This is a genomic window from Caproiciproducens puteiluti, from assembly GCF_052442865.1.
In the GTDB taxonomy this organism is placed as follows: domain Bacteria; phylum Bacillota; class Clostridia; order Oscillospirales; family Acutalibacteraceae; genus Caproiciproducens.
On the sequence record NZ_CP194790.1, the window covers coordinates 130,214 to 153,089 of the forward strand.

The window sequence follows — 22,876 nt, forward strand, 5'->3', positions numbered from 1 at the left end:
CGCTAAGATTTATACAAAATTCGGCCCGGAAAGGATGTTGCTGCAATGGCGGAAAAAACGGTTCGATGGGGAGTCCTCGGCTGCGCGGGAATCGCGGAGCGTAAAGTGCTCCCGGGAATGCTGCATGCGGAAAACGCGGTACTGCAGGCGCTTTCCAGCAGAGGAAGCAGTGAAAAGCTGAAGCGGTTCGCGGAAAAGTTCCATCCGCAAAAGACCTATGAAAGCTACGAAGCGCTGCTGGACGACCCCGACGTGGACGCGGTTTATATTCCCCTTCCGAACGGGCTGCACTGCGAATGGGTGCTGCGCGCCGCGGAAAAGAAAAAGCATGTCCTCTGCGAAAAGCCTCTCGGCGTGTCCGTCGAAGAGGTCGGGCGAATGAAGGCGGCGTGCGACGAAAACGGCGTGCTCCTGATGGAGGCGTTCGCTTACCGGCAAAGCCCCCTGACCCAAAAGGCGAAAAGCATTGTGGAGTCGGGCGCTTTGGGTACGGTAAAATATATAGAATCCTGTTACGGCTACAATCTGGAAAACGAGGCGGATGTCCGTCTGTCCGCAGCGCTGTACGGCGGCGCGACCTATGACGTCGGCTGCTACAACCTGAACCTGATCCGTTACCTTGCCGGCGCCGAGCCCGTCCGGGTCAGCGCGTTTGGGAAAGTTTCCGAAAAACATGCGGTGGATACGGAAAGCTGCATCATGATGGAATTTCCCAACGGCATCCGCGCCGTTTCTTACTGTAGCCTGACGATCTTCCGTTCCCACCGGTATCTGGTCATCGGCGATAAAGGATCGCTGACCGTACCGACCGAGTTCAATACCGAGGGCGAGGGAAAAATCCTTCTGGCTTCGGAGGGAAAAACCGAAGAGCTGACCGTAAACTGTCCGGACAACTACCGGCTCGAAATCGAGCAGTTCGGCAGGGCGGTGCTGGGGCAGGAACCCGGGCTGATCTCTTTCGGGGATTCTCTGGGCAATGCGGAGGTCATCGAAAACGCGCTGAAACAAATTCAGAATTAAGTTCCCAATCTTTTTCTTTCAATAAAATCCCTATTTCTCGGGAGGGGACCGTTTCGGCAATCGGCCGGGACGGTCCCCTCCTGCTGTTTCCATTTATCATTTCGTCCCCCTGTGCTATACTGAAAGAAAAAGGGGGCGCCATCCATGCAGAGCGACCGGCTGTTTGAAATTATCTATCTGCTTTTAACGCATTCCGGCACGACCGCCGGGGAGCTTGCGGAGCGCTTTGAGGTTTCCGCGCGGACCATCTACCGGGATATCGACAAGCTTTCGGCGGCAGGGATCCCGGTTTACGCCAGCAAGGGAAAAGGGGGCGGCATCCGCCTGCTTCCCGATTTTGTACTGGATAAATCTTTATTGTCCGAAAAGGAGCAGAACGAGATTCTGTTTGCTCTGCAAAGCCTGAAAGCGACCAATACCGGGGAGGGCGGCGCGGTGCTTTCCCATTTGAGCGCGCTGTTCCAAAGGCAGAGCGGCGACTGGATCGACGTGGATTTCTCCGCCTGGGGCGGTGGAGACAACGAGCGCCGGAAATTTTCAGCCCTGAAAACAGGCATATTGGAGCGGCGCGTGGTAACTTTCAACTATTATGCCTCCAACGGTGGAGAAAGCTTCCGCAAAGTGGAACCCGTAAAGCTGCGGTTTAAGGGCGCGGCATGGTATTTGCAGGGCTTTTGTCTGGATAAGCAGGCTTTCCGTACCTTCAAAATCATGCGGATGCAGGATGTGTGCCTGACGGAGGAGCCTTTTGCGCGCAGGAGCCGCTCGCTTCCGGAGCTGGAGCCGCAGGGCCTTGGTCCGGGCGCGGAGGTCACGCTTTCGCTTTGGTTTTCCTCGCGGATGGCTTACCGCATTTACGACGATTTTGATCACAGGCTGGTTCAGAAAAACGAAGACGGCAGTTTTTCCGTGACGGTGAAATACATAGAAGACGGCTGGGTATACGGTTATCTGCTTTCCTTCGGGGAGGACGTCAGAGTGGTTTCCCCGCAGCATATCCGTGACGTTCTGAAGGAGAAAGCGAAAAAAATTGTTTCGCTGTATCAAAAAGATGGATAATATGACGCTCTGATGTCATATTCCGTATGGTATCCTTGTTTCATCAAATGGAAAAGAGGGAACCCTATGGATTATGAAATTGTTGAATTAGAGCAGAAAACGGTGGTGGGGCTTTGTACCCGCACGGGAAATTCCGAAACGGATATGCCGGAAAAAATCGGCGGTCTGTGGCAGTCGTTCTTCGATGGGGTGATTCAGAAAATACCCCACAGAACGGGAGAAACTGCCTTCGGCCTGTATACAAATTATGAAAACGGCACGCAGGGAAACTATGATATGATGGCGTGCTGTGAAGTGTCGGGAATCGGGGAACTTCCGGAAAACGGGAAGGCCGCCGTGATTCCGGCGGGAAAATACGCAAAATTTTCGTTCCGCGGGAACACGCGCAGCGGCATGGCGGCTTTCTGGCAGGAAATATGGAATACGGAGCTCTGCAGAAAATTTTCCTGCGATTTTGAGGAATATCTGCCGGACGCCGACTACACCAACGCGCGGGTCAATATTTATGTTGCCCTGCACGATTTCTGCCAGAGCTGCGGCATGCCGATGACGCGGGAGGATCAGTACGGAACGGAGAAGGACGGTTCTCAAAATACGGATTACTGCTGTTATTGCTATCAGAACGGCGCGTTTACCGCTGACTGCACCATGGAGCAGATGATCGACTTCTGTCTGGACTATGAGAAGGATTCCGGCAGGTATCAGGACAGGGACCAGGCCCGTGCGGATATGCTGAGGTGGTTCCCGACCCTGAAAAGATGGAGCGCAACGTAAGGACCGGAAAGCGGATCTATAAAGAGGATCACTGCCGATATGGAAAACAGCAGAAAAATTAACATTCCCATGTTATAATGTTAAAAAAACGAAGGGAATGAGGCTATGTGTCAATAGAGTACCGGCATGAAATTACGGTGGAGGATTACAACGCGCTGCGCAGAGCGGTGGGATGGGACCCGATCGAGCCCGCTCAGGCAAAGGAAGGGCTTCACAATTCCGCGTACATCATCTGTGCGGCGGACGGGGATAAAATCGTCGGACATGCCCGCGCCGTCAGCGACGGCGGGTACGTCGTGCTGATTTCAGATGTGATCGTCCGTCCGGAGTATCAGAAAAACGGCATTGCAAAGACGATGGTACAGGAATTGATGGACTTTTTCACCTCCCGGCTGAAAAGCGGTCAGGCGATCCTCTTTAATCTGATGGCCGCCAAGGGCAGGGAGTCGTTTTATAAACAGCTCGGCTTCGCGGAGCGCCCCAATGACGAAGTGGGCGCCGGAATGTCGCAGTGGTTTAGAAAGAATAAAATATACATATAGTATTATTTCTGTAAAATATAAACACCGCATGTTCACGGCGATCCCGTGGACATGCGGTGTTCTGATGTATTCTGATTTGTCCCAAATTAACGCTTTTCGCCGGCGGCTGCAATGATTTTGATCAGCAGGTCGGCAACGCCCACGTTGTAGCCGCTGCAGGCGTAAATCCCCCGGCCGTCCCGCGCGACAATGGTGAGCGGCAGCTTTTCCGGGTCCACAAAGGTTCTGCGCGCCAGCGGGGCGGCGGTTTCGGCAAAGTCCGAATAATAGACGCGCGCTCCGGGAATGGCTCTGTACGCTTTCGCGAAGGTTTCGTTCTCCCACGCGGAGCGGCCGCGAAGGATAAAGACCAGCTCGCAGCCGAGGGCATTCAGCTTTTCCCGCGCCCCGATCAATTCATTGAGGATATGCTCCGTGGGTTCGCGGCCCTCTTCCAGCCAGATCAATACGGCGGTTTTTCCGTCTGTGACGGCGGCGGACAAAACGGGTTCGTCCCCGTCGCCGGTAAGCTGGAAGGGCGGCAGCGGAATATCCACGAACAGGTCGGAAATCTGCGTTTGGAACAGGGAAACGGAAAGCTCCTTCGATTCTTTATCCGCCAGGCGGAAGCAGTACTTTTTGGCAAACTGGTTGCCGTTGGGCGTGCGGCTGGAGGTAATCAGCCGGTAGTGGCCCGGAAGCAGGGAAAGCGTCAGCGTTGTGTCCGTCCAGACGGAGTCCGACAGCTCCAGAGTCCGGTACACGCCGTCCTTCAGCACGGCGATGGTCCAGTTGTGCAGATACGACCAGTTTTCCTCGCCGCCCAAAAGGGTCAGCACGGCCTTGCCGCAGGACTCCCCGGAAGCCTCCTGCGCATTTTTGAACCCGCCGTTCTGATAATACTGTGGGTATAAATTAATAGAATTGATACGTGCCGGAATTCCCAGTGTACGGCAGACAGCGGTAAACAGCACGCCGCGCCCCATTTCGTTTGCCTGTCCGCTGGAAAGGATTCCCGCCGGGGTGCCGGGCAGCCGTTCGCTGTCGCGTTCCGACGGACCCTCAAAGCGGGAAACGTATTCCCACACCAGCCCGGGCTGCCTGCGGAACGCCGCCGCCTGTTCGTCCAAAAGGCCGGAAAGCAGCCTGCTGTAAGGCGTCAGCTGCTCAAAATGCGCCCGGGGGCAAAGTATGTAAGGAACAAAGATTTCTTCGGGATAATCCGCTTGATACCGGAGCGAATGCGTGAAGTGCTCCGCGAGAAGGGCGGCTCCGACATCCCGCCAGTCCTTTTTCGGAAGGGATTGAAGCATTTTCAGCTGTAGCTCCCGGTTTCCCCTTCCGAAATCCATGGAAAGGAAACGGTAAAGCTCCTCAAAATTGCCTTCGGCGGCTTTCAGGACGGCCAGCACCTCCTGCGGGCGGGCAAAAGCCGCGGCGAGCTTCTCGGCTTTTTCCTTTTGATAGAAACTTTTGGCGTACTGCTGACGTTTCCGTTCGGCGCCGTCGACGATCTGCTTTCGCCGTTCCTTCTGCTCCGGGGAGAGCAGCACCAGATTCCGGGTGCTGTCCTTCGGCGCGCGGAAGCAGAAATCCTCCCGCGCGTCCGGTTCGGCCCGCACCGCGCCGGAAAAGTCGACGGTAATGCCGTCGGTTTCCTCCGTATCGGCAAAGGCTTCCACAAAGCTCCCGTCCTTTTCCGCGTGAATGTGAACGCTGCCGAAGCCAAGCGTGACCCCGGCCCGGCCCGTTTCGTCGGTGACGACGGCGGCCACCGGGAAAAATTCTGCGCCGTTGAGCAGCTCGAACCCCACGGTCACGCCGGAAACCGGCCCCGAACCGTCCGTAACCGTAACGGTAAAGCGGCGCGCGTCCGCGTATCTCCGGATTTCGTTCAGAATAATGGTCTGCCCGTCCGTGCAGATGGGCTCCTCGCCCTCGATCGGCAGGAAGGATTTGCTGTCCATCAGCATGGAGCGCGCGGCGGCTTCCGTGAACCAGCCGCGGTTGAGCACCGGCTCCGGTTCGCACGCGCCGAGGAAGTACCATTCCCCGTCGCACCAGACCTCCACCCATGCGTGATTGTCGTCGCAGTGCGCCCAGCGGGGCGTATAGACCTGCCGTGCGGGAATCCCCACGCTGCGCAGGGCGGTGACGGCAAAGGTGGATTCCTCGCCGCAGCGGCCGTAAGAGGACCTCAGCGCGGTAAGGGGGGACACGGTCCTTTCGTCGGTGGCCTGATAGGTGACGTGCTCGGCGCACCAGACGTTTACCTCCAGCGCGGCCTCCTTCATGCTCATGCCCCGGATTCTTTCGTTCAGGGCGTCGTAAAAGAATTTGCGGCACTCTTCTATCTTTTCGTTGTTGATCCGGTAATACAGAACATAATTCAGAAAAATATTCTCAGGAATTCGGCCGCCCCACGGGGAGTGCTCCCTCAGGAAAAGGCCGAAATCCACATAGCTCAGATAGAGGGAAAAATCGTAGTCCCCCAGGTCGGCGGACGGCATGGTGCTGTAAAAAAACTCCATGGCGGTCCGCCGGCCGCCCTCGCAGCCGTCCAGCCGCGAAAGGATTTCCCCGCCGCGCAGCCCCAGAGTGGACTGCGTTTTGAGGAACTGCCGGTGAACGGAGTCCTGTAACTCCTGTGAAAATATCATTTACATGATCCTCCTAACATACGCCCGGACCGCTCATTTGCCGGGGGCCTGAATCAGATGGCAGGCCACCCAGTGGCCCGGTTCCGCCTCCACCATTTCCGGGGCCTGCTTTTTGCAGAGCTCCGTGGCTTTCGGACAGCGGGAACAGAAGTGACAGCACTCCGGCAAATTGATCGGACTGGGGATGCTCCCCTCCAGCACGACGCGGCTGCGGGACTGCTCCAGATCCGGGTCGGGCAGGGGGATGGCGGACAGGAGCGCCTGCGTGTAGGGGTGCAGGGGATTTTCAAACAGCTCCCGGCTGGAAGCCAGCTCCGCCATGCTGCCAAGGTACATCACGCCCACGCGGTCGCTGATGTGCTTCACCATGGAAAGGTCGTGCGCAATGAACAGATAAGTCAGCTGGCGCTGCTCCTGCAGTTTTTTCAGCAGGTTGATGACCTGCGCCTGAATGGAGACGTCCAGCGCGGAAATCGGTTCGTCCGCGATGATGAAGTCCGGGTTGACCGCCAGCGCGCGGGCAATGCCGATGCGCTGGCGCTGGCCGCCGGAAAATTCGTGCGGGAAACGGTTGGCGTGTTCCTCCTGCAGGCCGACGACCTCCAGAAGGTCGACGACCATCTGGGCGCGCTCCTGCGCGGACTTCGCCAGCCCGTGCGCGTCGATTCCCTCCGCGACGATGTCCATGACCTTCATGCGCGGGTTCAAAGAAGCGTACGGGTCCTGAAAAATCATCTGCATCCGGCGCGAAAGCTCGTGGCTCTGCGCGCCGCTCAGCTTTCCGTGGACGTTGGCCCCGTCAAACAGGACTTCGCCCCCGGTTGCGCCGTAAAGCCGGATAATAGTGCGGCCCAGCGTGGATTTTCCGCAGCCGGACTCGCCGACCAGGCCGAAGGTTTCCCCTTTGTAGACCTCAAAGCTGACGTTGTCCACCGCTTTCAGGGTCTGGTTTTTTCCTACGTTAAAATATCTTTTCAGGTTTTTTACCTGCAAAATCACTTTGTTATCAGTCATCATCTTCACCGTCCTTTGCGTCGTCCTGCTGCGCCCGGCTGTCCAGCAGCCAGCAGGCGGCGCGGTGCGTGTCGGAAAGTTGGGTGTATTCCGGCATGAATTCCTGGCATACCTTCATGGTGTGCGGGCAGCGCGCGGCGAACGGACAGCCCTTCGGCGGGTCCATCAGGTCGGGCGGCGTGCCGGGGATGGAGAAAAGCTGCTGGTCGTCCTCGTGCAGCTTCGGGATGGAGGCCAGAAGCCCCTTCGTATAAGGATGGGCGGTGCGGTAGAACAGGTCGCGCACGCTGCCGGTTTCGACCAGCTTGCCGCCGTACATGACGGCCACGCGGTTCGCGATGTTGGCGACCACGCCCAGATTGTGGGTGATAATGATAATGGAGGTGTCGATTTTTCCTTGCAGATCCTTCATCAGGTCCAGAATCTGCGCCTGAATGGTAACGTCCAGCGCGGTGGTGGGTTCATCCGCGATCAGCACCTTCGGGCTGCACGCAAGCGCGATCGCAATGACTACGCGCTGGCGCATGCCGCCGGACAGCTGGTGGGGATACTGGGAAAAGCGCGTTTCCGGGTTGGACAGGCCGACCAGCCTGATCTGCTCGATCGCCTTTTCCTTCAGCTGCTCCTTTGTCAGGTCGCTGCGGTGCTCATGCAGGACCTCCATGATCTGTTTGCCCACCGTCATGGTCGGGTTCAGGGAGGTCATCGGGTCCTGAAAAATCATCGAGATGTCGCAGCCCCTGATTTTCTGCATCTCATGCTCGCTCAGCGCGGCAAGGTCCCTGCCCTCCAGATGGACGGAGCCCTCCGCGATTTTGCCGTTTGTGGGCAGCAGGCCCATTACGCCCTTGACCGTGATGGATTTTCCAGAGCCGGATTCCCCCACGATGGCGAGGGTCTCTCCCTTTTCCAGCGAAAAGCTCACGCCGCGCACCGCCTGCACGATCCCGTGCTGTGTATGGATATGGACGTTTAGATTTTCCACTTCCAGAAGCTTACTCATAGCGCGCCCTCCTCACTGTCTCATTCTCGGGTCAAGCGCGTCGCGCAGCCCGTCGCCCAAAATGCTGAAGCAGACCATGATTAACACGATGACCACGGCCGGGAAAATCAGCAGGAACGGGAAATTCTGAAGCACCTGATACCCGTTGTTGATCAGAACGCCGAGCGAGGCCTGCGGTTCCGCCAGACCGATTCCGATAAAGCTCAGAAACGCTTCGGTGAAAATCGCCGACGGAATGGTGAACATGGCGTTGATGACAATGACGCCCACGGTATTGGGGATGAGATGTTTCAGAATGATTTCCCTGTTTCCGGTGCCAAGAACGCGGGCGGCCAGAACAAATTCCTGATTTTTCAGCTTTAAAATCTGCGCGCGCACCAATCGCGCCATGTTGACCCATCCGGTGATGGAAAGGGCCACGACAATGGTCCAGATGCCGGCGGGCATGACCATCATCAAAAGGATGACGATAATCAGCTGCGGGATTCCGACCAGAATTTCAATGATTCTTTGCATCACCGCGTCCACCTTGCCGCCGAACAGAGCGGAAACCGCACCGAAGGTAACGCCGATGAACAGATCGATAAACGCGGCGGCGACCGCGATCAGCAGGGAAATGCGCGTGCCCTGCCAGATGCGCGCCCACTGGTCGCGCCCGAACTGGTCGGTGCCGAACAGATGCGCCGCGCCGGGTCCGTTGTAGGTGTGCAGATAATCGGTGTCATAAAAGGTGTACTTTGAGAAAATCGGCCCGAATATGGCCAGAAGAATAATCACAGCCAGAATCGCCAGGCTGACGACCGCCGCCTTGTTCTTTCTCAGCCGCAGCCAGCCGTCCTGAAAGGCGGTCAGGTTGGGGCGGGCAATATGTTCTCTTTCGTCCTTGTCTACTGCGGCTTTTACGAAAAGCTTCTGTGGAATCTCCATTTTCTGCGCCATACCGTCACTCCCCTTTCCCGCCGGAGGCCAGGCGGATTCTCGGGTCGATTACCGAATAAAGGATATCGACCACCATCACCACAAAGATGTAGAACGCGCTGTAGAAAATGGTGATGCCCATAATGGTGGAATAGTCGTTCGTCTTGATGGAATCGACAAAAAGGCTGCCGATGCCCGGGATGCTGTAGATGTTTTCCACCGCCAGGGAGCCGGTCAGCAGATTGACCACGATCGGCCCCAGGATGGTGACGACGGGGATGATGGAATTGCGCACCGCGTGGCGCATCAGCACCTTGAACTGGTTCAGCCCCTTCGCTCTCGCGGTGATGATATAGTCCTGCTCCAGTACGTCCAGCATTTCGGTCCGCATAAACCGCGCGATCATTGCCGTCACGCCGAACGACAATGCGATGGAAGGCAAAACGGAGCTTTTCCAGCTTTGCCAGAAGGCGACGGGCAGCACGCCCCATTTTAAGCCCACAAAGTATTGCAGAAGCGCCGCGGCGACAAAGTTCGGCACGGAAACGCCCAAGACGGCCACCACCATGGTAAAGTAGTCGATGCCGCTGTTGTGCCGCCAGGCGGCGATGATTCCCAGAATCAAGCCGATGGAAAGGCCGATCAGGATCGCCTGGAGGCCGATCAGCGCGGACGGGCCGATACGCCCCAGAATGACCCCGGAAACCGGCTGGCCCGTGTAGAAAAAGGAAGTCCCGAAATCCCCCCTGAACACATTGCCGATATATTTCCCGTACTGTACGATTACCGGATCGTTCAGGCCGTATTTTTCAAGGAACTGCGCCTGCTGCGCCGCCGACAATAGAGAGAAGCGCTCCGCGTCGAACGGGGTTCCCGGCAGCTTCTTCATCAGAAAGAAGGTCGTGGTGACGATGATCAGCAGAGTAATCAGCAGATACACAATCCGTTTACAGATATATTTGAACATTCCGTATGCCCTCCTTTATCTTATTAGCATTTCCAGTTGATTCTGCAACAAGTTTGCGTTTCTCCCCGCCTTTGGTGGGAGAAACGTGTTTTGTCTCGCGAACTGAAATGGATTTGCTGCAGTGATGACAAAGAGGAGGTCATTGACGATCCTCCTCTTTGTCTTTATAGAATATAAGGTAAAATTATTTCAAGGAAGCATATTTGAATTCGATCGGCGGCCCAAACGGATGGGTGACCAGATTCTCTACGTTCGGTTTTGTCAGGTAGGCAAAGCCTCTGTAGAACAGCGGAGAAACAACCGCGTCTTCGGAAACCAGCGTCTTTTCGGCGGAGAGCATATCCTGCAGGCGCTTCGCGTCGTCGGTCTGCTTCTTCGCGTCGGTAATCAGAGAGTTGTAGGTGTCGCTCTTGTAGTTGCCGCGGTACGGTGTGCCGTTGGTCCAGAGGTCCATGTAGGTCATGGCGTCGTCATAGTCGGCGCCCCACGCGGTGACGGCCATCTGGTAGTTGTTGTCGTCCATCAGCTGATTTTTTGCTTTCTTTGTTTTGGAGTCGATCTTCACGTCGATTCCCAGATTCTTCTTAAATTCACCCTGAATATAGGTGGCGACCGTTTTTGTCACGGAATCGTCTTCCGTCAGAAGGACCAGGGAAGGCGCGCTGCCCAGCTCCTTTACGCCCTTCTCCCAGTATTCCTTGGCTTTCGCGGCGTCAAAGGTGGTGATGTCGCCGTTCAGCTCGCGGAAGGATTTGGTGCCGTCGCCGAACATGCCGTTGGCAATCAGGCCGGTAGCCGGAGCGGAGCCGTCCGCCAGAACAACGTCCGCCAGAGTCGCGCGGTCCACGGCGTAGCCGAGGGCAAGGCGGATATTCTTATTGGAAACCGCTTTGTTGGCAAGGTTGTACTGGAGGTAGGTGGTCCTGAACTCGCTGGTGGAGCTGAATTCAGCGCTGGATTTCATTGCCGGTACATCGGAAGAGGAAAGCGTTACCCGGGAGAGCTCGCCGGACTTGTAAGCGTTGAGCGCGGTGGCCTGCTCCTTGATAATGCGGACGTTGACATTGGAAACCTTGACGTTTGCCGCGTCCCAGTAGCTGTCGTTCTTCTTGAGGGTGCTGCCGCTTGCCGGGTCATAGGTGGCAAGGGTGTACGGGCCGCAGTAGACCATATTGTCCGCCTTCAAGCCATAGTTTGCGCCCTGTGACTTGACATATTCCTCGTTGAGCGGGAAGAACATGGGCAGAACGGTCAGTCTGACAAAATAGGGGGTGGGCTGCTTGAGTTTTACTTCCAGAGTCTTGTCGTCGAGCGCCTTCACGCCGACGTCCTCCGCCTTGGCCTTGTTGTCAAGGTACTCGGCGCCGTTTACTATGTAATCCGTCATAATGAAGGAATAGCCGTTGGTGGCGTCCGTGCTCATCTGCTTGAGCCACGAGAACACAAAGTCCTTTGCGGTGAGCGCGGTGCCGTTGCTCCATTTCAGGCCGTCCCTCAGGGTAAAGGTGTAGGTCAGCTTGTCGTCGGATACCTTGTAGCTTTCCGCCAGCGCCGGTTCCGGCTCGTGCTTTTCGTTCAGGCGGTAAAGGCCTTCGGATACGTTGTTCAGGATGGTAAACGAGTTGTTGTCGGACGCGGCCCACTGCACCAGGGTCCTGATTTCATTGGTGTCGTAGACGGTGATGGTGCCGTCCGAGGTTTTTGCGGTGCCTTCGGACTGGGCCGGGCCGGATGCCGCGGCGCTGCTCGCTGTGCCGGTAAAGCCGCAGCCGCTGGTTGCCAGTACCATGGAAGCCGCAAGAATCAGCGCAAGCAGTTTGCTCTTTTTCATAAAAGGAATCACTTCTTTCTTTTATAGTTGATATTGTTGAATTCTGTACAAAGTAAACAGTTTCTTTCTACAGAATACCGCTGATGGGGAGCGCGGCGGGTGAATGATTGCCATGTGAAAGATGCAAAATCATTAGTTTGTTTTGTTTCCGAACTATTAACAGATTTGATATTACCACCAACTCAGTGAAATGTCAATCGAAATAACTGTTTTTTATTTAAAATCCAGGTATTGTAATTAATATTCTCTCGTGATATGATTAATGAAAAAGTTCGTCCAGAGTACGAACTATAACCTTTTTGAACGGATCGTGATGAACATCAAACAGACTGTAGACCAAACACATATCAGGTCAATCAACCAAAGAGTGATTCTGGACAAAATCTGTAGCGACGAGCCGATTTCCAGGGCCGAGCTGGCGCGTGAGCTGTTCATCAGCAAGTCCGCTATGACGGAAAATATTGCAGCTTTGCTGAACCGGGGAATCATACAGGAGTTCGGCGAGGGGGTTTCTATGTCCTCCGGAGGCAGAAAACCGATTTTGTTGAAATTTAACAAAACATACCAGTATATGATCGCGATTGAGCTGAATTTCGAGGACCCGATTTTCGTGCTTGCCAATCTGGGCGGGGAAATCATCAATAAATTTACGGTAAATATTTCCAATGATTCCCCCTACGCCACCAGACTGGAGCTGGTGCTGAACGCGGTCAGGCTTCTGCTTTCCTCCAACAACCTGACCAGCGGGGACCTGGCCATCATCGCCATCTCGTGCCCCGGCATCTATGACCCGGTCAACAGGACCTTTTTTGCCAATTCCAATTTTGCCAACTGGAACATGGGCGATTTTTCACGGCAGATGGAGGAGTGCTTCGGCACCTCGGTGCTGGTGGTCAATGACGTGAACGCGGCGGCGGTGGGGGAGTTCACCAGCGGCGCGGGAAAGAATTCCAGGGACCTCGTATACGTCAGCGGCGGCCTGGGGCTGGGCGCGGGAATTATCCTGAACGGGGAGCTTTACGGGGGGAGCGCCAACTGCGCCGGTGAAATCGCGAACGAGATCACCATCCAAAACGAAACGGCCCGCGCGCGCGGGATGTCCTTCAACAATCTGGGCGGTTCGGCCAACATCCACGGGCTGACGGACAGAATCTGCGCACAGGCGCCGCAGAGCACGCGGGACGCTTTTGCCGCGCTGGGGAAAAGCCCCGAAAAAATCGGATTCAAGGATATTATCCGGGTGTGGCGGGACGGCGATCCGTTTCTGAAAGAATGTGTGGACGATATCGCGGTCATTATCGGTGGAAGCATTTCCAACATTGTCTGCCTGCTGAACTGCGATCTGGTGATATTCGGCGGGGAATATACCGTTTTTCACGCGCAGATGCTTCCGATCATCAACCGGATCGTACGGGAAAACGCATTTGCCCCGGTACAGGTGGTTCCCGCTCTGCTGGAAAAAAATTCTGGAATATACGGCCTTTTCGCGCTCTCCAAGGAGGTCATCTTCGACAGGCTGTGCAATCAGGGCCACGAACGGATATAACGGTAAACAAGGGAATCAATCAAAGGGCCGTTGCAAAATGAATTTGCGATAGCACAGCTTCCATAACAAGAAAAATGCGCCTTGAAACAGGTTTTAAAGCCCGCTCAAGGTGCATTTTTTGTGCGCTATTTTGTTGAAGAGCTGTTTTGCAGCAGCCCCTTTCGTCAGGCTTCTTTTGCGCCGCGTACCATGGAAGCCGCCGCCTCTTCGATCGCGGCGATTTTATAGGAGCTGTTCCACCGGTTCACGCCGATAAAGTCATATATCTTCGCGCTCAGATGACGGCAGAGCCGCTCCATCTGCTCCAGACAGCTGATCATCCCGTTGCCGGAGCCGCCGGGAGAAGCAATCAGCAGGACGGATTTTCCGGCCATTGCTCCAGACTCGCCCTTTCTTGCTTCACAGCGGCGGAACCGGTCGAAGAAAGCCTTCATCGCTTCGGTCATATCGCCCCAGTACACGGGTGTGTCAAGGATCAGGGCGTCCGCCTTGGCAATTTTTTGCTGGATCTGCGTGAAGCCGTCCACACCGAAGATGCAGGTGTGTTCGTCGCGGCAGATTCCCCAGCCGTCGCCGCACATGGCACAGCGGACGAGGCCGTAATCGGACAGCCGGATGATTTCGCAGTCCGCTCCCCCCTTCTTCGCGCCGGCGGAAGCCGCTTCCACACAGGAGCAGCACAGGCCTTCCTTTTTGGGCGTGCCCGACAGAATCAAAACCTTCATTTGAAAAATCCCCTTTTCTCTGTATTTTTTAACGGCGTACCGCAAAATCCGATCGCTGTAGGATAGGACCCGCTTATTCAACGTTTATGCTGTGTCCGCCGTGAAATTGCCGAAACAGAAACAATTATCGCTTCAGTAGCCGAGGGTTTCATTTACAAGGATGATTTTAAATCGGTTTTTGTCAAAGTTTCCGGAAATGAGGACAAAGTCGTTGCAGATCCGCTGCTCGTGGCGGCAGTCGATACACCGGCCGAGCTTTGCACAGGGGGTGCTTTTGCCAAGCCTTTTCGCGTCCAGGGGCGCCGCGACCTGTCGGGCACGCTCCACCGCTTCCTCCACGGAGCCGACGATTTTATTTATCCCGACGACAACGATCACCTGTTTCGGGCCGTACACCATGGGGGCCACCCGGCTGCCGTTTCCGTCGATGTTGAACAGCCTGCCGTCCCGGGTCACCGCGTTTGTGCCGGTAAGGAACGTGTCCGCGGAAAAGTTTTTAATGTAGAGCTCCCGCTTTTCTTCCGGGGAGAGTCCTTCGCGGTATTTGTCGAGGAAAACAAAATCCCCCTTCCGCAGAAAATCATACACGCCGAGCTGCTCCAGCGTGACGGAATCCCCGCAGCCGACCGTTTCTCCGGGCCGGAGGAGCTTTGAAAGCAGTCCGGTTACTTCCTCGCGGCTTTCCGCGAAATAACCCGTCATGCGGTTCCTTTGCAGCTGACGGAGGGTCTGTTCAATTTTCTCGTCCATCCGTTTCACCCGCATTCGATAGAATAACAGTATTATACCACAGGCGCAGCGCGCCGTCGCGGGATATTTATAAATTGGCGAAGCTGAGATCATTATCGCTTGAGATTACCATATCCGTGTGCCTGGTTGAATAGGGAAGCGTCAAAGGGGCTGCCGCAAATGTTCTGCGGCAGCCCCTTTGGGGAGATAAATGGAGCAAGCTGTTTCTGCTCGTGGACCTGTATTTATATATCACCGTCCGTCCGGACCGGCCGCAAAATTACCGTCGCGGTGCAGGTACCAGGCGACTTTGGCGCTGGTCTCGAGCTCTTCGATTTTTGCAAACGCGTCCAGCAGGGAGCTTCCTCCGACAATCGGCCCGTGATTCTTCAGCAAATATCCGGTCGTACTTCCCAGAGCCTTCCGGAAAGCCTCGAACAGTTTCTCGGAACCCGGTTTGTGGTATCCGACCAGCCGGATGGCCCCCAGCTGCATTTTCAGATAGGGGGTATCCTCCGGAATCGCGTCTGCGGGATTGACAAAGGGCAGTGTGGACCAAATGGTGGAATAAAAGCTGTGGGTATGGATCACTGCCTTTACCGAGGGGAATTCCCGGTATAAAGTTAAGTGCATCGGCAGCTCCTTGCTGGGCCGGCCGCCGTTCACAGGCTGTCCGTTCAGGTCGACCTGAGCGAAGCTCTTTTCCGACAGCAGCCCGAAAATAGAGCCGCTTTGCGAAATATAGACGGAATCGCCGCACCGGAAACTGATATTGGCGGCGGAACCCGTTACCGTCCCTTTCTGAAACAGGGTTTTTGCAATCCAGACTGCGTCCTGATAGCTTTGCAGTAATTCGTTATCCATTGTTAAGACCTTTCTGATAGTTGATGCCTATTTGGAAGCCGCGGCCTCTTCGAGCGGCTGCTCCGCGCCCTGCTTTTTCAGGATCCTCTTATTAAAGAAGTTCACAAGGAACGGGCAGATAATCATGGTGACTACGGAAGCGGTGGCGCACTGGGCCGCGGCGACCGGGACCATGCTCTGGAAGGTCGGGTCGGCGGACGCAATGACGGAAGGCGTCAGCGCAGAGTTTGCGGCGACGGTACCCATGGAAACGCCGAGAGGAGATTTCTTTTTGAGGAAAAGGTTATAAAGGAACTGGATGATCAGACCGAGGGCAAGGGAGATAAAGCCGAGCAGAATCCCGCTGAGACCCGCGTCCCAAAGGGTAAGCAGGCTGGAGCTGGCGCCGATGGCAAAGGACTGGAAGATAACGACGATGGGCTGCGACTTGGAGCACAGGGTACGGAAATTCTCATCCAGATTGCCCCAGATCACGCCGATCAGAATCGGAATCAGTGTGCCGATGATATCGGTGACCGGAATATGGGCGGCTCCGCTCATGCCCATGACGAGCATGCTTCCGAAGGGACCGTTTTTCAGCGCCAGCATGGAAACGGCGCCCATGTCCGTGGCGTCGCCGTATTCACCGCACAGCGCCACATAAAGCGAGCTGTTGTTGCTGGGAAGCGCGCAGAACAGAACGAAGGGCGTCAGGCCAAGAATGCCGTAGGCACCGAACAGGTAGCTTGCCAGCCACCCGATTGCGCCGCCCAGCGCCAGCTTCATAACGAGCATCAGGGTTCCCTTGTAAAGCGGCATGCCCGCTTCCTTGATTTTAATGGAGGAACCGCAGATGATGAGGAACAGCCCCATCAAGGTCTGGGTGCCTTTTTGAAACAGCGCGGTGGTCGGACCGCCGATTCCCAGAAAGGTGGGAAACGCGGTGTTGATGATCATTGCAAGCAGCATGGGAACGATAATTTGTCCGCCGGGGACCTTTTTCATAAAATTCATTTGATTAACTCCTCTCCAAATTCAGCGGATTCACACGAGCATTTCTCCTGCTCCGCGGCGTTCTGCTGTGGGTGCATCGTGTCAGGCTTACCGGTTCTTTTGCAGCTCGTAGTACAGGCGGCTGACTACCCGGACAGCGGTTTCGTCGTCACCGATCAGCCCGCCTTTTCCGACGATTCTGACCCCGTCAAAATCGCCGCCGATAATCCGGCCGAGGTTGGTCTGGGGCTGCACGGTGTCCACCAGACGGATTCCCGCGGCGCCGAGCGCTTTGAGCACCGTGACAAGGGTGTCTCCTCCGGTCATGTAGATTCCGGATATTTTGTCTTTATTGGCCGGGTCAAACGCGATTCCCCTGACGATTGCTCCGAGCCCGAGGTTGATATTGGCGGACGCCTGACGGGAGGGCAGCCCGAGCTTCTTTTCCCAGTCCTGCAGGACAAGGCGCTCGCCTGTGGAAGCGGTCTCAAGCACCACAACACGGCTGGTTTCGTCGTGAAGGTACCGGTTCGCTTCCTCGATGCTCCTCCGGATTTCCGGATTGTCTTCCTTGCTGCGGTCGATCAGCTCACCAGCGTGGATGGATACATCCGCGGCGTAGTCGGACTGTGCCAGTTTCTCGATCTGCCTGCGTGTAACCTCCGTCGCGCTGCCGGCGACCACAAGGACCTTCTCTGAACAGGAGGGGATATCCACTTGCTCTTTCTGCCCTTCCGGGACGCGGTCGGGATGGCCGAAGCCCCTGCAAAGCGCCATCTGCTGGGTGAACGCGCCCGGGTCGACGCAGACGGTGTTCCAGCCGAGGTTATGTACGGTCTGTGCGATGCGGTGAAGATGCTCTGTCGAAACCGCGTCGATGACGATGATTTTGTTCCCGTCCGCCTTTTGCTGTTCCAGCGCGGTGCGCAGGGCTTCTTCCCCCGACAGCACGGTTTGAAGATAGATCGCTCCCACCTTCCGACGGCTTTGACTTTGCATCAGCGTTGGAATATGGGCCTCTTTTACGGGGGATAAAACGTCTCTCCCCGCCCCGGTTTCCGTCAGGACCACATTGTCGATAACGGAATAACCGCCGACCACAATTCTTCTGGTGTCGGGCATGGTCGCGGCCATAACCGCAATGGCGTCGTCCGGCAGCTCGTCGAGCAAAGCGTCCACTTCGTAGCCCATCCCCCCGCGAAACGTGGTGTCGATCCGCTTGGTGAAATACTTGGCTCCGCGCTGCGCCAGCGCGTGATAAGCCGACCGGACGTGTGCCTGCGCGTCTTCTTTGGAAAGGTTTCTGCTGTTCGCACTGAGAATAAGCGCTTCCTGTTCTTCCGCCCCTCTTAAATCGTCGCCCGAAAAATAGGAACAGGCGCTGATCCCTTTCTTTGCCAGCAAAACTCCGCATGTCATTGTGCCGGTCATGTCGTCCGTAATGATTCCGATTCTTTCCATTACTGTCTCCTCCGTTTTATTTTATTCTGGCTGCTGCATCTTCCAATATTTCGCACCCATCAGAATCGCTTCCTTCAGGTTTTGGTAGCTTGCCGTGTTTTTCCCCGCAATATCGTACGCCGTTCCGTGGTCGACGGTGGAGCGCATGAACGGGAAACCGAACGTCAGGGAAACGGATTTTTCAAAGTCATACGTTTTACACGCAATATGCCCCTGATCGTGGAAAAGGGAAAGGACCCCGTCGTAAACGCCGCGCTTTTCCAGATAGAATACGGAATCCGAAGGGACCGGTCCTTCTGCGCGGATGCCCATTTCCACACATTTCCGGATAGCGGGGATCAGAAATTTTTCTTCCTCATCGCCGAAGAGCCCGTGATCCGACGCATGGGGATTCAGGGCGGCGACGGCAATCCTCGGGGAGGCGATCCCGATTCCGCGCAGCGTGGTGTGGATTCCCTTCATGCGTTCGACCAGTTTGTCGACATCCAGCGCGGCGATCGCGTTTTTGAGCGACATGTGGCGGGTGTAATGGAATACCCTGAGCTCCCTGCAGTGGAACATGGAGACGGTCGGCGCCCCGCCGAAGTGCTTTCGGAACAGGGCGGTGTGGTCTTTTTCCCCGAAGCCTGCGCGGACAAAGAATTCCTTATTGATCGGACAGGTGGTAATCACATCTGTGCTGCCCTGCTTTCCAAGCTCGATTGCCTTTAATATAAAGCTGTACGCCATTTTGGCCGCCGGGACACTGGGGCTTCCAAATACGATTTCCTCTGTTACGCCGTGATCGGTCTCCATTAAATCAATGCTTCCGAATTGGTACCCGCCTTCTTCAGGGGACCGGACCAGATGGATCTGAAATTTGCTTCCCTGCAGGTCCAGCGCTCTTTGTAAAATTCCGCGGTCTCCGATCACGACCGGCCGAACCTGCTTCAGGATATCGCTGTCGGTCATGCAGCCTGCGCAGATCTCCGGTCCGACTCCGGCGGGATCGCCCATTGTTACGACAACCAGCGGTCTTGCATCATTTGTTTTCATTTGTCATTCATCCTTGTTTCGTTTGATTAGTGGTGTAATTTTTATTTAATATTACAGGAAGGCGGGAGCTATAGCGAATCCCAAACATTGAAAACCCGTTTAGATGTGAAACATATCAAATAAAACTATTGATGTTATAAAATAATATAGCTATAATGTTTCATAGAGAAACAGTATGGAGGAGTTCAAATGGAGATGATCCGGGTTCTGGCGATGGTTCCTTCTGAAGGAATGGCCGAAATTATGCGCACCGCCTCACAGTCGGTTCCGGACCTTGCCGTTGAGGTTATTCTAGAGGGAACCGAGGAGGCAAAGCAACTGGTAAAATATGGCGAAGGTCTGCTGCGGTACGCGGCGGTGCTTGCCCAGAGAAAAACATATGAGAAGTTAAAGGAAGCCGGGGCGGTTCCCGTAATTGAAATCCCGGTTTCCTTTTACGATCTTCTCAGCGCCGCGCGGCTCGCGGCCGGTTACACAGGGAAGAAAATACTGATTGCGCCGCCGCGGCTGGCAGAGATGGCCGATTCGGCACTGGACCTGGCCGGGCTTTCGTCGGAAATTGAAACCGTCGCCGCCGATACCGTCACCGCCGGGCTGGTAAACGGGCTGAAAGCTCAGGAATATTCCATGTTTCTGGGGGATTCCGAGGTGAACCGTGTCTGCAGGGAAAACGGGATCAATTCCGTTATCATGCTGGCATCCGGCTTCGGAAGCGCCGTTTCCTGCCTGTGGGAAGCGCAAAACCTGATTTCCTGTCTGGAAAGATCGCGCCTCCCGGTTTCGGTGCTCGAGGAATATGCGGGGCATCTCAAAAAGGCGTATCTGCTGTTCGATTTTTCCGGAACGCTGCGGTACGCAGCCAACGCGGAGCTGGAAAACAGGCTTGTGGAAGCAGCCGCGCACCTGATCCCGCTGGTGAAACAGGAAAAGGCAATTCAAAAGGAAAAGAAAATCAACGAGAGCCTCTATCTGATAAAAGGCAGTGTCGTAGCCCTGGGAAAAGAGCATTTTCTTGTTTTTGAGGTAAAAAAATCCCTGTTTGACAGCAAGACCAATATTCCGGGAGTCATGATAAAAAACACGGAAAACCTGACCAAAGATTTTTTCAATGTTTTTTACGACGATACCAAAAACAAGGACTTCCGCCAAAAAACGGATGCCTACAGCGGGGGAAGCAACACCGTTGTGATTATCGGGGAATCGGGGACGGGCAAGAGCAGGCTTGCGGACTACATCTACGCCAATTCGGATTTCCGCAATGCTCCGCTCTATCTGGTCGACTGCAAGCGGCTCGGCACGCGCAGCCTTCACTTCCTGTTCAACAGCACCGATTCGCCGCTTTACGAACAGGGGATTGCCCTGTATTTTAAGGAGCTGAATTATCTTAAGGAAAAATACCTGAATGAACTGGTGGCGTTTTTGCAGCAGTCCCCGTTTGTCCATAAAAACAAAATCATTTTTTCCGTGACCTGCAGGGTGTCGGAATCCTATAACAACAAGGTCTGTGAGTTTCTTACAAGCAGGCTGAGCGCATTCCCGCTCTACCTTACCCCCCTAAGGGAACGCGTCGGCGATATCCCCAATCTGGCGGTTCTGTATATCAACGAGCTGAACAGGGAATACGGCAAGAAAATCATTGGATTTGAGCCGGAAGCAATGAACTATCTGCAAAGCTTCCGCTGGGATGACAACGTAAAGCAGTTCAAGCGAGTGCTCAAAGAGCTGTTTATGATTACAGGCTCCCTGATGATTCCCGTCACGGACGTGATTGATGTCCTGAGCGAGGAAATCAGCGGGAAGCAAAGCCCGTCCGCCGCGGCGGAAGCTTCTGCCCAAAAATGCACCCTTGACGAGACGGTTCATAATGCGGTTAAGGACGCGATGATTGCAAACGGCATGAATCGCACACAGGCGGCAAACCAGCTGGGAATCAGCCGGACAACCCTCTGGAGGCTGCTGAAAAGCGGCAGGCTTCCGGTTCCTTCCGCGCATCCGAAAAATGTTCCGTAGCGGGGCATCGTCGCCCGGATGAACTCGAAAAGAAGCCCCGGGGCAAAATAAAAATGCGTTCCCTCGTCAGGGAACGCATTTTTTGTGGAAGCAGCAGACGAATACGCCGCGATTAGAAACATTATAAAGAATGCTGCGTTCAAATTACCGGAACAGGAGCAAACGCCGGGAGAGGAAAGAATCAGTCGGAACGGCAAAGCTCCATAAGCGACCGGTTCATTTCATCAAATGCCTGTTCGGAGGAAAGGACCACCAGATAGTCGCCGGGCAGAATCTGTGTTTCCCCATTGGGGACCAGCTCCTTTTCTCCCCTGTGCAGAGATACGATCAGCGCGCCCTCCGGCCAGCCGACGTCCTTCACCTTTTTTCTGGCAACCATAGAGCCGAGCTCCACCGGAATTTCAATGATGGCGCCCGACTTTTTCCCGTCGGCGCTTTCTTTTTCTTCATCGGTCAGCCGTTCCAGCAGCACTTCGTAAATCGGGGAGATTTTCAGCAGATCGGAGGTAAGCAGCGCAATAAAAGCGACTGCCGCGACCGGCAGCAGGTGTACCAGCGAACCTGTCATTTCCGCCATCAGCAGGATGCTGGTGACGGGCGCTTTTACGGAAGCGGACATGGCGCCCGCCATTGCGCAGACGCAGAACGCGGGAATATAGTCCGCCGACAGGCCCCATACGGTAATCATTTTTCCGAAAATACATCCGGTCATGGCCCCCAAGGAAAGGATGGGCATAAAAATACCGCCGGGAATCCCGCTTCCGAAGCAGACACAGGTAAAGGCGAGCTTCATAACCAGATAGATCGCCAGCAGGGAAACGCTGATCTGGGCGCTTTCGGACAGCTTGATCAGATTCTGGCCGCCGCCCAGCACCTGGGGAATCAGCAGCCCGCAGGGCAAAGCAAGGAGCAGCGCGGCGCCGGGCCGCAGAAAAGCGGGCAGCTTCGCGTAGAGCAGGCCAATGTTCAGCAGGCCCTTGTTGGCAGCGGCTCCCACAATCCCGGAGAGAATCCCGAGGGGCAGCAGCAGGCCGTAATACCGGATGGGCAGCTGCGGGATGTCCGTGTAATTCAGCACCGGCTTCAGCCCGAAAAAGTATTTTGATACCACATCGGCCGTCAGCGCGGCCGTGGTTGCGCCAATCAGGATATTGGGCGAAAAGGTCCGATGAATTTCCTCCAGCGCAAACATAATCCCGGACAGCGGCGCGTTAAACGCGGCGGAAAGCCCGGCCGAAGCGCCCGCGGTAATCAGGCAGTTTTCCTCCAGCTTGTTTTTTCCTGCCTTCTTTGCAAACGCCTGGCTGCCGGCGGCCCCAATTTGGATGGACGGTCCCTCCCTGCCCAGCGAAACGCCGAAGAAGGATGTCAGGATTCCCGCAAGATACCTTACGATCAGCACGGTGTGCCACTTGATTTTCATTCCGAACAGGACGATTCCCTCAACCTGCGGAATTCCGCTTCCCTTCGCGTACGGCTCCAGCTTTACCAGCCGGTAGGTAAGATATCCCGCAATCGCGATGAGAAACATCCAGGGTATGATATAAATCGGATGCAGCCGTAAAAACTGATACGCTTCCAGCGATTTTTCGGTGCCGAATTCAATCCCCAGGCGGTAGAGCGTCACCAAAAGCCCCGCGATCATTCCGGCAAGGATTCCCTTATAGGTTACGCTCCATTTCAGTCTGTTCAGATCGGACAGCATTTGATACATTCTCGATTTTTCCATTTGTCTGCGCGCCTCTACTTTCTTTGCATAATTATACC

19 protein-coding genes are annotated in these 22,876 nt (G+C 55.3%); 6 read left to right on the forward strand and 13 right to left on the reverse strand.

Going from position 1 to position 22,876, the window contains the following annotated elements:
- Positions 1-45: 45 nt before the first annotated feature.
- From ACRQU7_RS00630 to ACRQU7_RS00645, 4 genes are all read left to right on the forward strand, one after another.
- A complete protein-coding gene (locus ACRQU7_RS00630; RefSeq protein ID WP_444642907.1) occupies positions 46-1,020 on the forward strand; it encodes a Gfo/Idh/MocA family protein in 975 nt (324 codons plus the stop codon).
- Between the two features lie 144 nt (positions 1,021-1,164).
- On the forward strand, positions 1,165-2,079 hold the full coding sequence (locus ACRQU7_RS00635) for a helix-turn-helix transcriptional regulator (RefSeq protein WP_444642909.1): 915 nt from the start codon (positions 1,165-1,167) through the stop codon (positions 2,077-2,079).
- Between the two features lie 66 nt (positions 2,080-2,145).
- Positions 2,146-2,853, forward strand: a complete 708-nt coding sequence (locus tag ACRQU7_RS00640; protein ID WP_444642911.1) for an effector binding domain-containing protein — start codon at positions 2,146-2,148, stop codon at positions 2,851-2,853.
- A 107-nt stretch (positions 2,854-2,960) separates the two neighbouring features.
- Positions 2,961-3,395, forward strand: a complete 435-nt coding sequence (locus ACRQU7_RS00645; RefSeq protein ID WP_444642913.1) for a GNAT family N-acetyltransferase — start codon at positions 2,961-2,963, stop codon at positions 3,393-3,395.
- A gap of 86 nt (positions 3,396-3,481) precedes the next feature.
- Here ACRQU7_RS00645 and ACRQU7_RS00650 read toward each other — a convergent pair whose 3' ends face one another.
- From ACRQU7_RS00650 to ACRQU7_RS00675, 6 genes are all read right to left on the reverse strand, one after another.
- Positions 3,482-6,034 carry a transglutaminase domain-containing protein gene (locus ACRQU7_RS00650; RefSeq protein WP_444642915.1) on the reverse strand — a complete coding sequence of 851 codons (2,553 nt, stop codon included), beginning with the start codon at positions 6,032-6,034 and terminating at the stop codon, positions 3,482-3,484.
- A gap of 33 nt (positions 6,035-6,067) precedes the next feature.
- Positions 6,068-7,051, reverse strand: coding sequence for an ABC transporter ATP-binding protein (locus ACRQU7_RS00655; RefSeq protein WP_444642917.1), 984 nt, complete (start codon positions 7,049-7,051; stop codon positions 6,068-6,070).
- Positions 7,041-8,051 (reverse strand): ABC transporter ATP-binding protein, encoded by a 1,011-nt coding sequence (locus ACRQU7_RS00660; protein WP_444642919.1) that lies wholly within the window; start codon positions 8,049-8,051, stop codon positions 7,041-7,043. The genes ACRQU7_RS00655 and ACRQU7_RS00660 overlap by 11 nt, the downstream gene beginning before the upstream one ends.
- 12 nt (positions 8,052-8,063) lie before the next feature.
- Complete coding sequence (locus tag ACRQU7_RS00665) at positions 8,064-8,990, reverse strand: ABC transporter permease (RefSeq protein ID WP_444642921.1); 927 nt, start codon at positions 8,988-8,990, stop codon at positions 8,064-8,066.
- Between the two features lie 4 nt (positions 8,991-8,994).
- Positions 8,995-9,936: an ABC transporter permease gene (locus tag ACRQU7_RS00670; RefSeq protein ID WP_141826842.1), complete on the reverse strand. Its 942-nt coding sequence runs from the start codon at positions 9,934-9,936 to the stop codon at positions 8,995-8,997.
- Between the two features lie 184 nt (positions 9,937-10,120).
- Positions 10,121-11,767: a peptide ABC transporter substrate-binding protein gene (locus ACRQU7_RS00675; RefSeq protein WP_444642924.1), complete on the reverse strand. Its 1,647-nt coding sequence runs from the start codon at positions 11,765-11,767 to the stop codon at positions 10,121-10,123.
- A gap of 262 nt (positions 11,768-12,029) precedes the next feature.
- On the opposite strand from ACRQU7_RS00675, the gene ACRQU7_RS00680 reads away from it, so the two are divergent.
- Entirely contained in the window at positions 12,030-13,313 is a 1,284-nt protein-coding gene (locus ACRQU7_RS00680; RefSeq protein ID WP_444642926.1) for an ROK family protein, read from the forward strand.
- Between the two features lie 164 nt (positions 13,314-13,477).
- Here the strand turns inward: ACRQU7_RS00680 and ACRQU7_RS00685 are convergent, their stop codons facing one another.
- The 6 genes from ACRQU7_RS00685 to ACRQU7_RS00710 all read right to left on the reverse strand — a co-directional run bounded on the left by ACRQU7_RS00685 (position 13,478) and on the right by ACRQU7_RS00710 (position 19,099).
- Positions 13,478-14,038 (reverse strand): flavodoxin family protein, encoded by a 561-nt coding sequence (locus ACRQU7_RS00685; protein ID WP_141826845.1) that lies wholly within the window; start codon positions 14,036-14,038, stop codon positions 13,478-13,480.
- A 132-nt stretch (positions 14,039-14,170) separates the two neighbouring features.
- Positions 14,171-14,788 carry a lactate utilization protein gene (locus ACRQU7_RS00690; protein ID WP_444642928.1) on the reverse strand — a complete coding sequence of 206 codons (618 nt, stop codon included), beginning with the start codon at positions 14,786-14,788 and terminating at the stop codon, positions 14,171-14,173.
- A gap of 231 nt (positions 14,789-15,019) precedes the next feature.
- The gene (locus tag ACRQU7_RS00695) at positions 15,020-15,631 is read right to left on the reverse strand and encodes a class II aldolase/adducin family protein (protein WP_444642930.1); all 612 of its coding nucleotides are present in this window, start codon (positions 15,629-15,631) and stop codon (positions 15,020-15,022) included.
- A 27-nt stretch (positions 15,632-15,658) separates the two neighbouring features.
- Positions 15,659-16,624 carry a 2-keto-3-deoxygluconate permease gene (locus tag ACRQU7_RS00700; RefSeq protein WP_444642932.1) on the reverse strand — a complete coding sequence of 322 codons (966 nt, stop codon included), beginning with the start codon at positions 16,622-16,624 and terminating at the stop codon, positions 15,659-15,661.
- 87 nt (positions 16,625-16,711) lie between these two features.
- Entirely contained in the window at positions 16,712-18,064 is a 1,353-nt protein-coding gene (locus tag ACRQU7_RS00705) for a four-carbon acid sugar kinase family protein (protein ID WP_444642934.1), read from the reverse strand.
- A gap of 21 nt (positions 18,065-18,085) precedes the next feature.
- A complete protein-coding gene (locus ACRQU7_RS00710; protein WP_444642936.1) occupies positions 18,086-19,099 on the reverse strand; it encodes a 4-hydroxythreonine-4-phosphate dehydrogenase PdxA in 1,014 nt (337 codons plus the stop codon).
- A 189-nt stretch (positions 19,100-19,288) separates the two neighbouring features.
- On the opposite strand from ACRQU7_RS00710, the gene ACRQU7_RS00715 reads away from it, so the two are divergent.
- The gene (locus ACRQU7_RS00715) at positions 19,289-21,109 is read left to right on the forward strand and encodes a PrpR N-terminal domain-containing protein (RefSeq protein WP_444642938.1); all 1,821 of its coding nucleotides are present in this window, start codon (positions 19,289-19,291) and stop codon (positions 21,107-21,109) included.
- Positions 21,110-21,290: 181 nt separating this feature from the next.
- On the opposite strand, the gene ACRQU7_RS00720 is transcribed toward ACRQU7_RS00715, so the two are convergent.
- The gene (locus ACRQU7_RS00720) at positions 21,291-22,838 is read right to left on the reverse strand and encodes a ClC family H(+)/Cl(-) exchange transporter (protein WP_444642940.1); all 1,548 of its coding nucleotides are present in this window, start codon (positions 22,836-22,838) and stop codon (positions 21,291-21,293) included.
- Between the last annotated feature and the right edge of the window lie 38 nt (positions 22,839-22,876).

Bases quoted from the DNA above. Each gene is read 5' to 3' on its own strand.
- ACRQU7_RS00675 (WP_444642924.1), bottom strand. From the start codon at position 11,767: ATGAAAAAGAGCAAACTGCTTGCGCTGATTCTTGCGGCTTCCATGGTA.
- ACRQU7_RS00640 (WP_444642911.1), top strand. From the start codon at position 2,146: ATGGATTATGAAATTGTTGAATTAGAGCAGAAAACGGTGGTGGGGCTT.
- ACRQU7_RS00705 (WP_444642934.1), bottom strand. From the start codon at position 18,064: ATGGAAAGAATCGGAATCATTACGGACGACATGACCGGCACAATGACA.
- ACRQU7_RS00685 (WP_141826845.1), bottom strand. From the start codon at position 14,038: ATGAAGGTTTTGATTCTGTCGGGCACGCCCAAAAAGGAAGGCCTGTGC.
- ACRQU7_RS00680 (WP_444642926.1), top strand. From the start codon at position 12,030: ATGAAAAAGTTCGTCCAGAGTACGAACTATAACCTTTTTGAACGGATC.
- ACRQU7_RS00700 (WP_444642932.1), bottom strand. From the start codon at position 16,624: ATGAATTTTATGAAAAAGGTCCCCGGCGGACAAATTATCGTTCCCATG.
- ACRQU7_RS00720 (WP_444642940.1), bottom strand. From the start codon at position 22,838: ATGGAAAAATCGAGAATGTATCAAATGCTGTCCGATCTGAACAGACTG.
- ACRQU7_RS00670 (WP_141826842.1), bottom strand. From the start codon at position 9,936: ATGTTCAAATATATCTGTAAACGGATTGTGTATCTGCTGATTACTCTG.
- ACRQU7_RS00635 (WP_444642909.1), top strand. From the start codon at position 1,165: ATGCAGAGCGACCGGCTGTTTGAAATTATCTATCTGCTTTTAACGCAT.
- ACRQU7_RS00630 (WP_444642907.1), top strand. From the start codon at position 46: ATGGCGGAAAAAACGGTTCGATGGGGAGTCCTCGGCTGCGCGGGAATC.
- ACRQU7_RS00660 (WP_444642919.1), bottom strand. From the start codon at position 8,051: ATGAGTAAGCTTCTGGAAGTGGAAAATCTAAACGTCCATATCCATACA.
- ACRQU7_RS00710 (WP_444642936.1), bottom strand. From the start codon at position 19,099: ATGAAAACAAATGATGCAAGACCGCTGGTTGTCGTAACAATGGGCGAT.
- ACRQU7_RS00665 (WP_444642921.1), bottom strand. From the start codon at position 8,990: ATGGCGCAGAAAATGGAGATTCCACAGAAGCTTTTCGTAAAAGCCGCA.
- ACRQU7_RS00690 (WP_444642928.1), bottom strand. From the start codon at position 14,788: ATGGACGAGAAAATTGAACAGACCCTCCGTCAGCTGCAAAGGAACCGC.
- ACRQU7_RS00695 (WP_444642930.1), bottom strand. From the start codon at position 15,631: ATGGATAACGAATTACTGCAAAGCTATCAGGACGCAGTCTGGATTGCA.
- ACRQU7_RS00655 (WP_444642917.1), bottom strand. From the start codon at position 7,051: ATGATGACTGATAACAAAGTGATTTTGCAGGTAAAAAACCTGAAAAGA.
- ACRQU7_RS00715 (WP_444642938.1), top strand. From the start codon at position 19,289: ATGGAGATGATCCGGGTTCTGGCGATGGTTCCTTCTGAAGGAATGGCC.
- ACRQU7_RS00650 (WP_444642915.1), bottom strand. From the start codon at position 6,034: ATGATATTTTCACAGGAGTTACAGGACTCCGTTCACCGGCAGTTCCTC.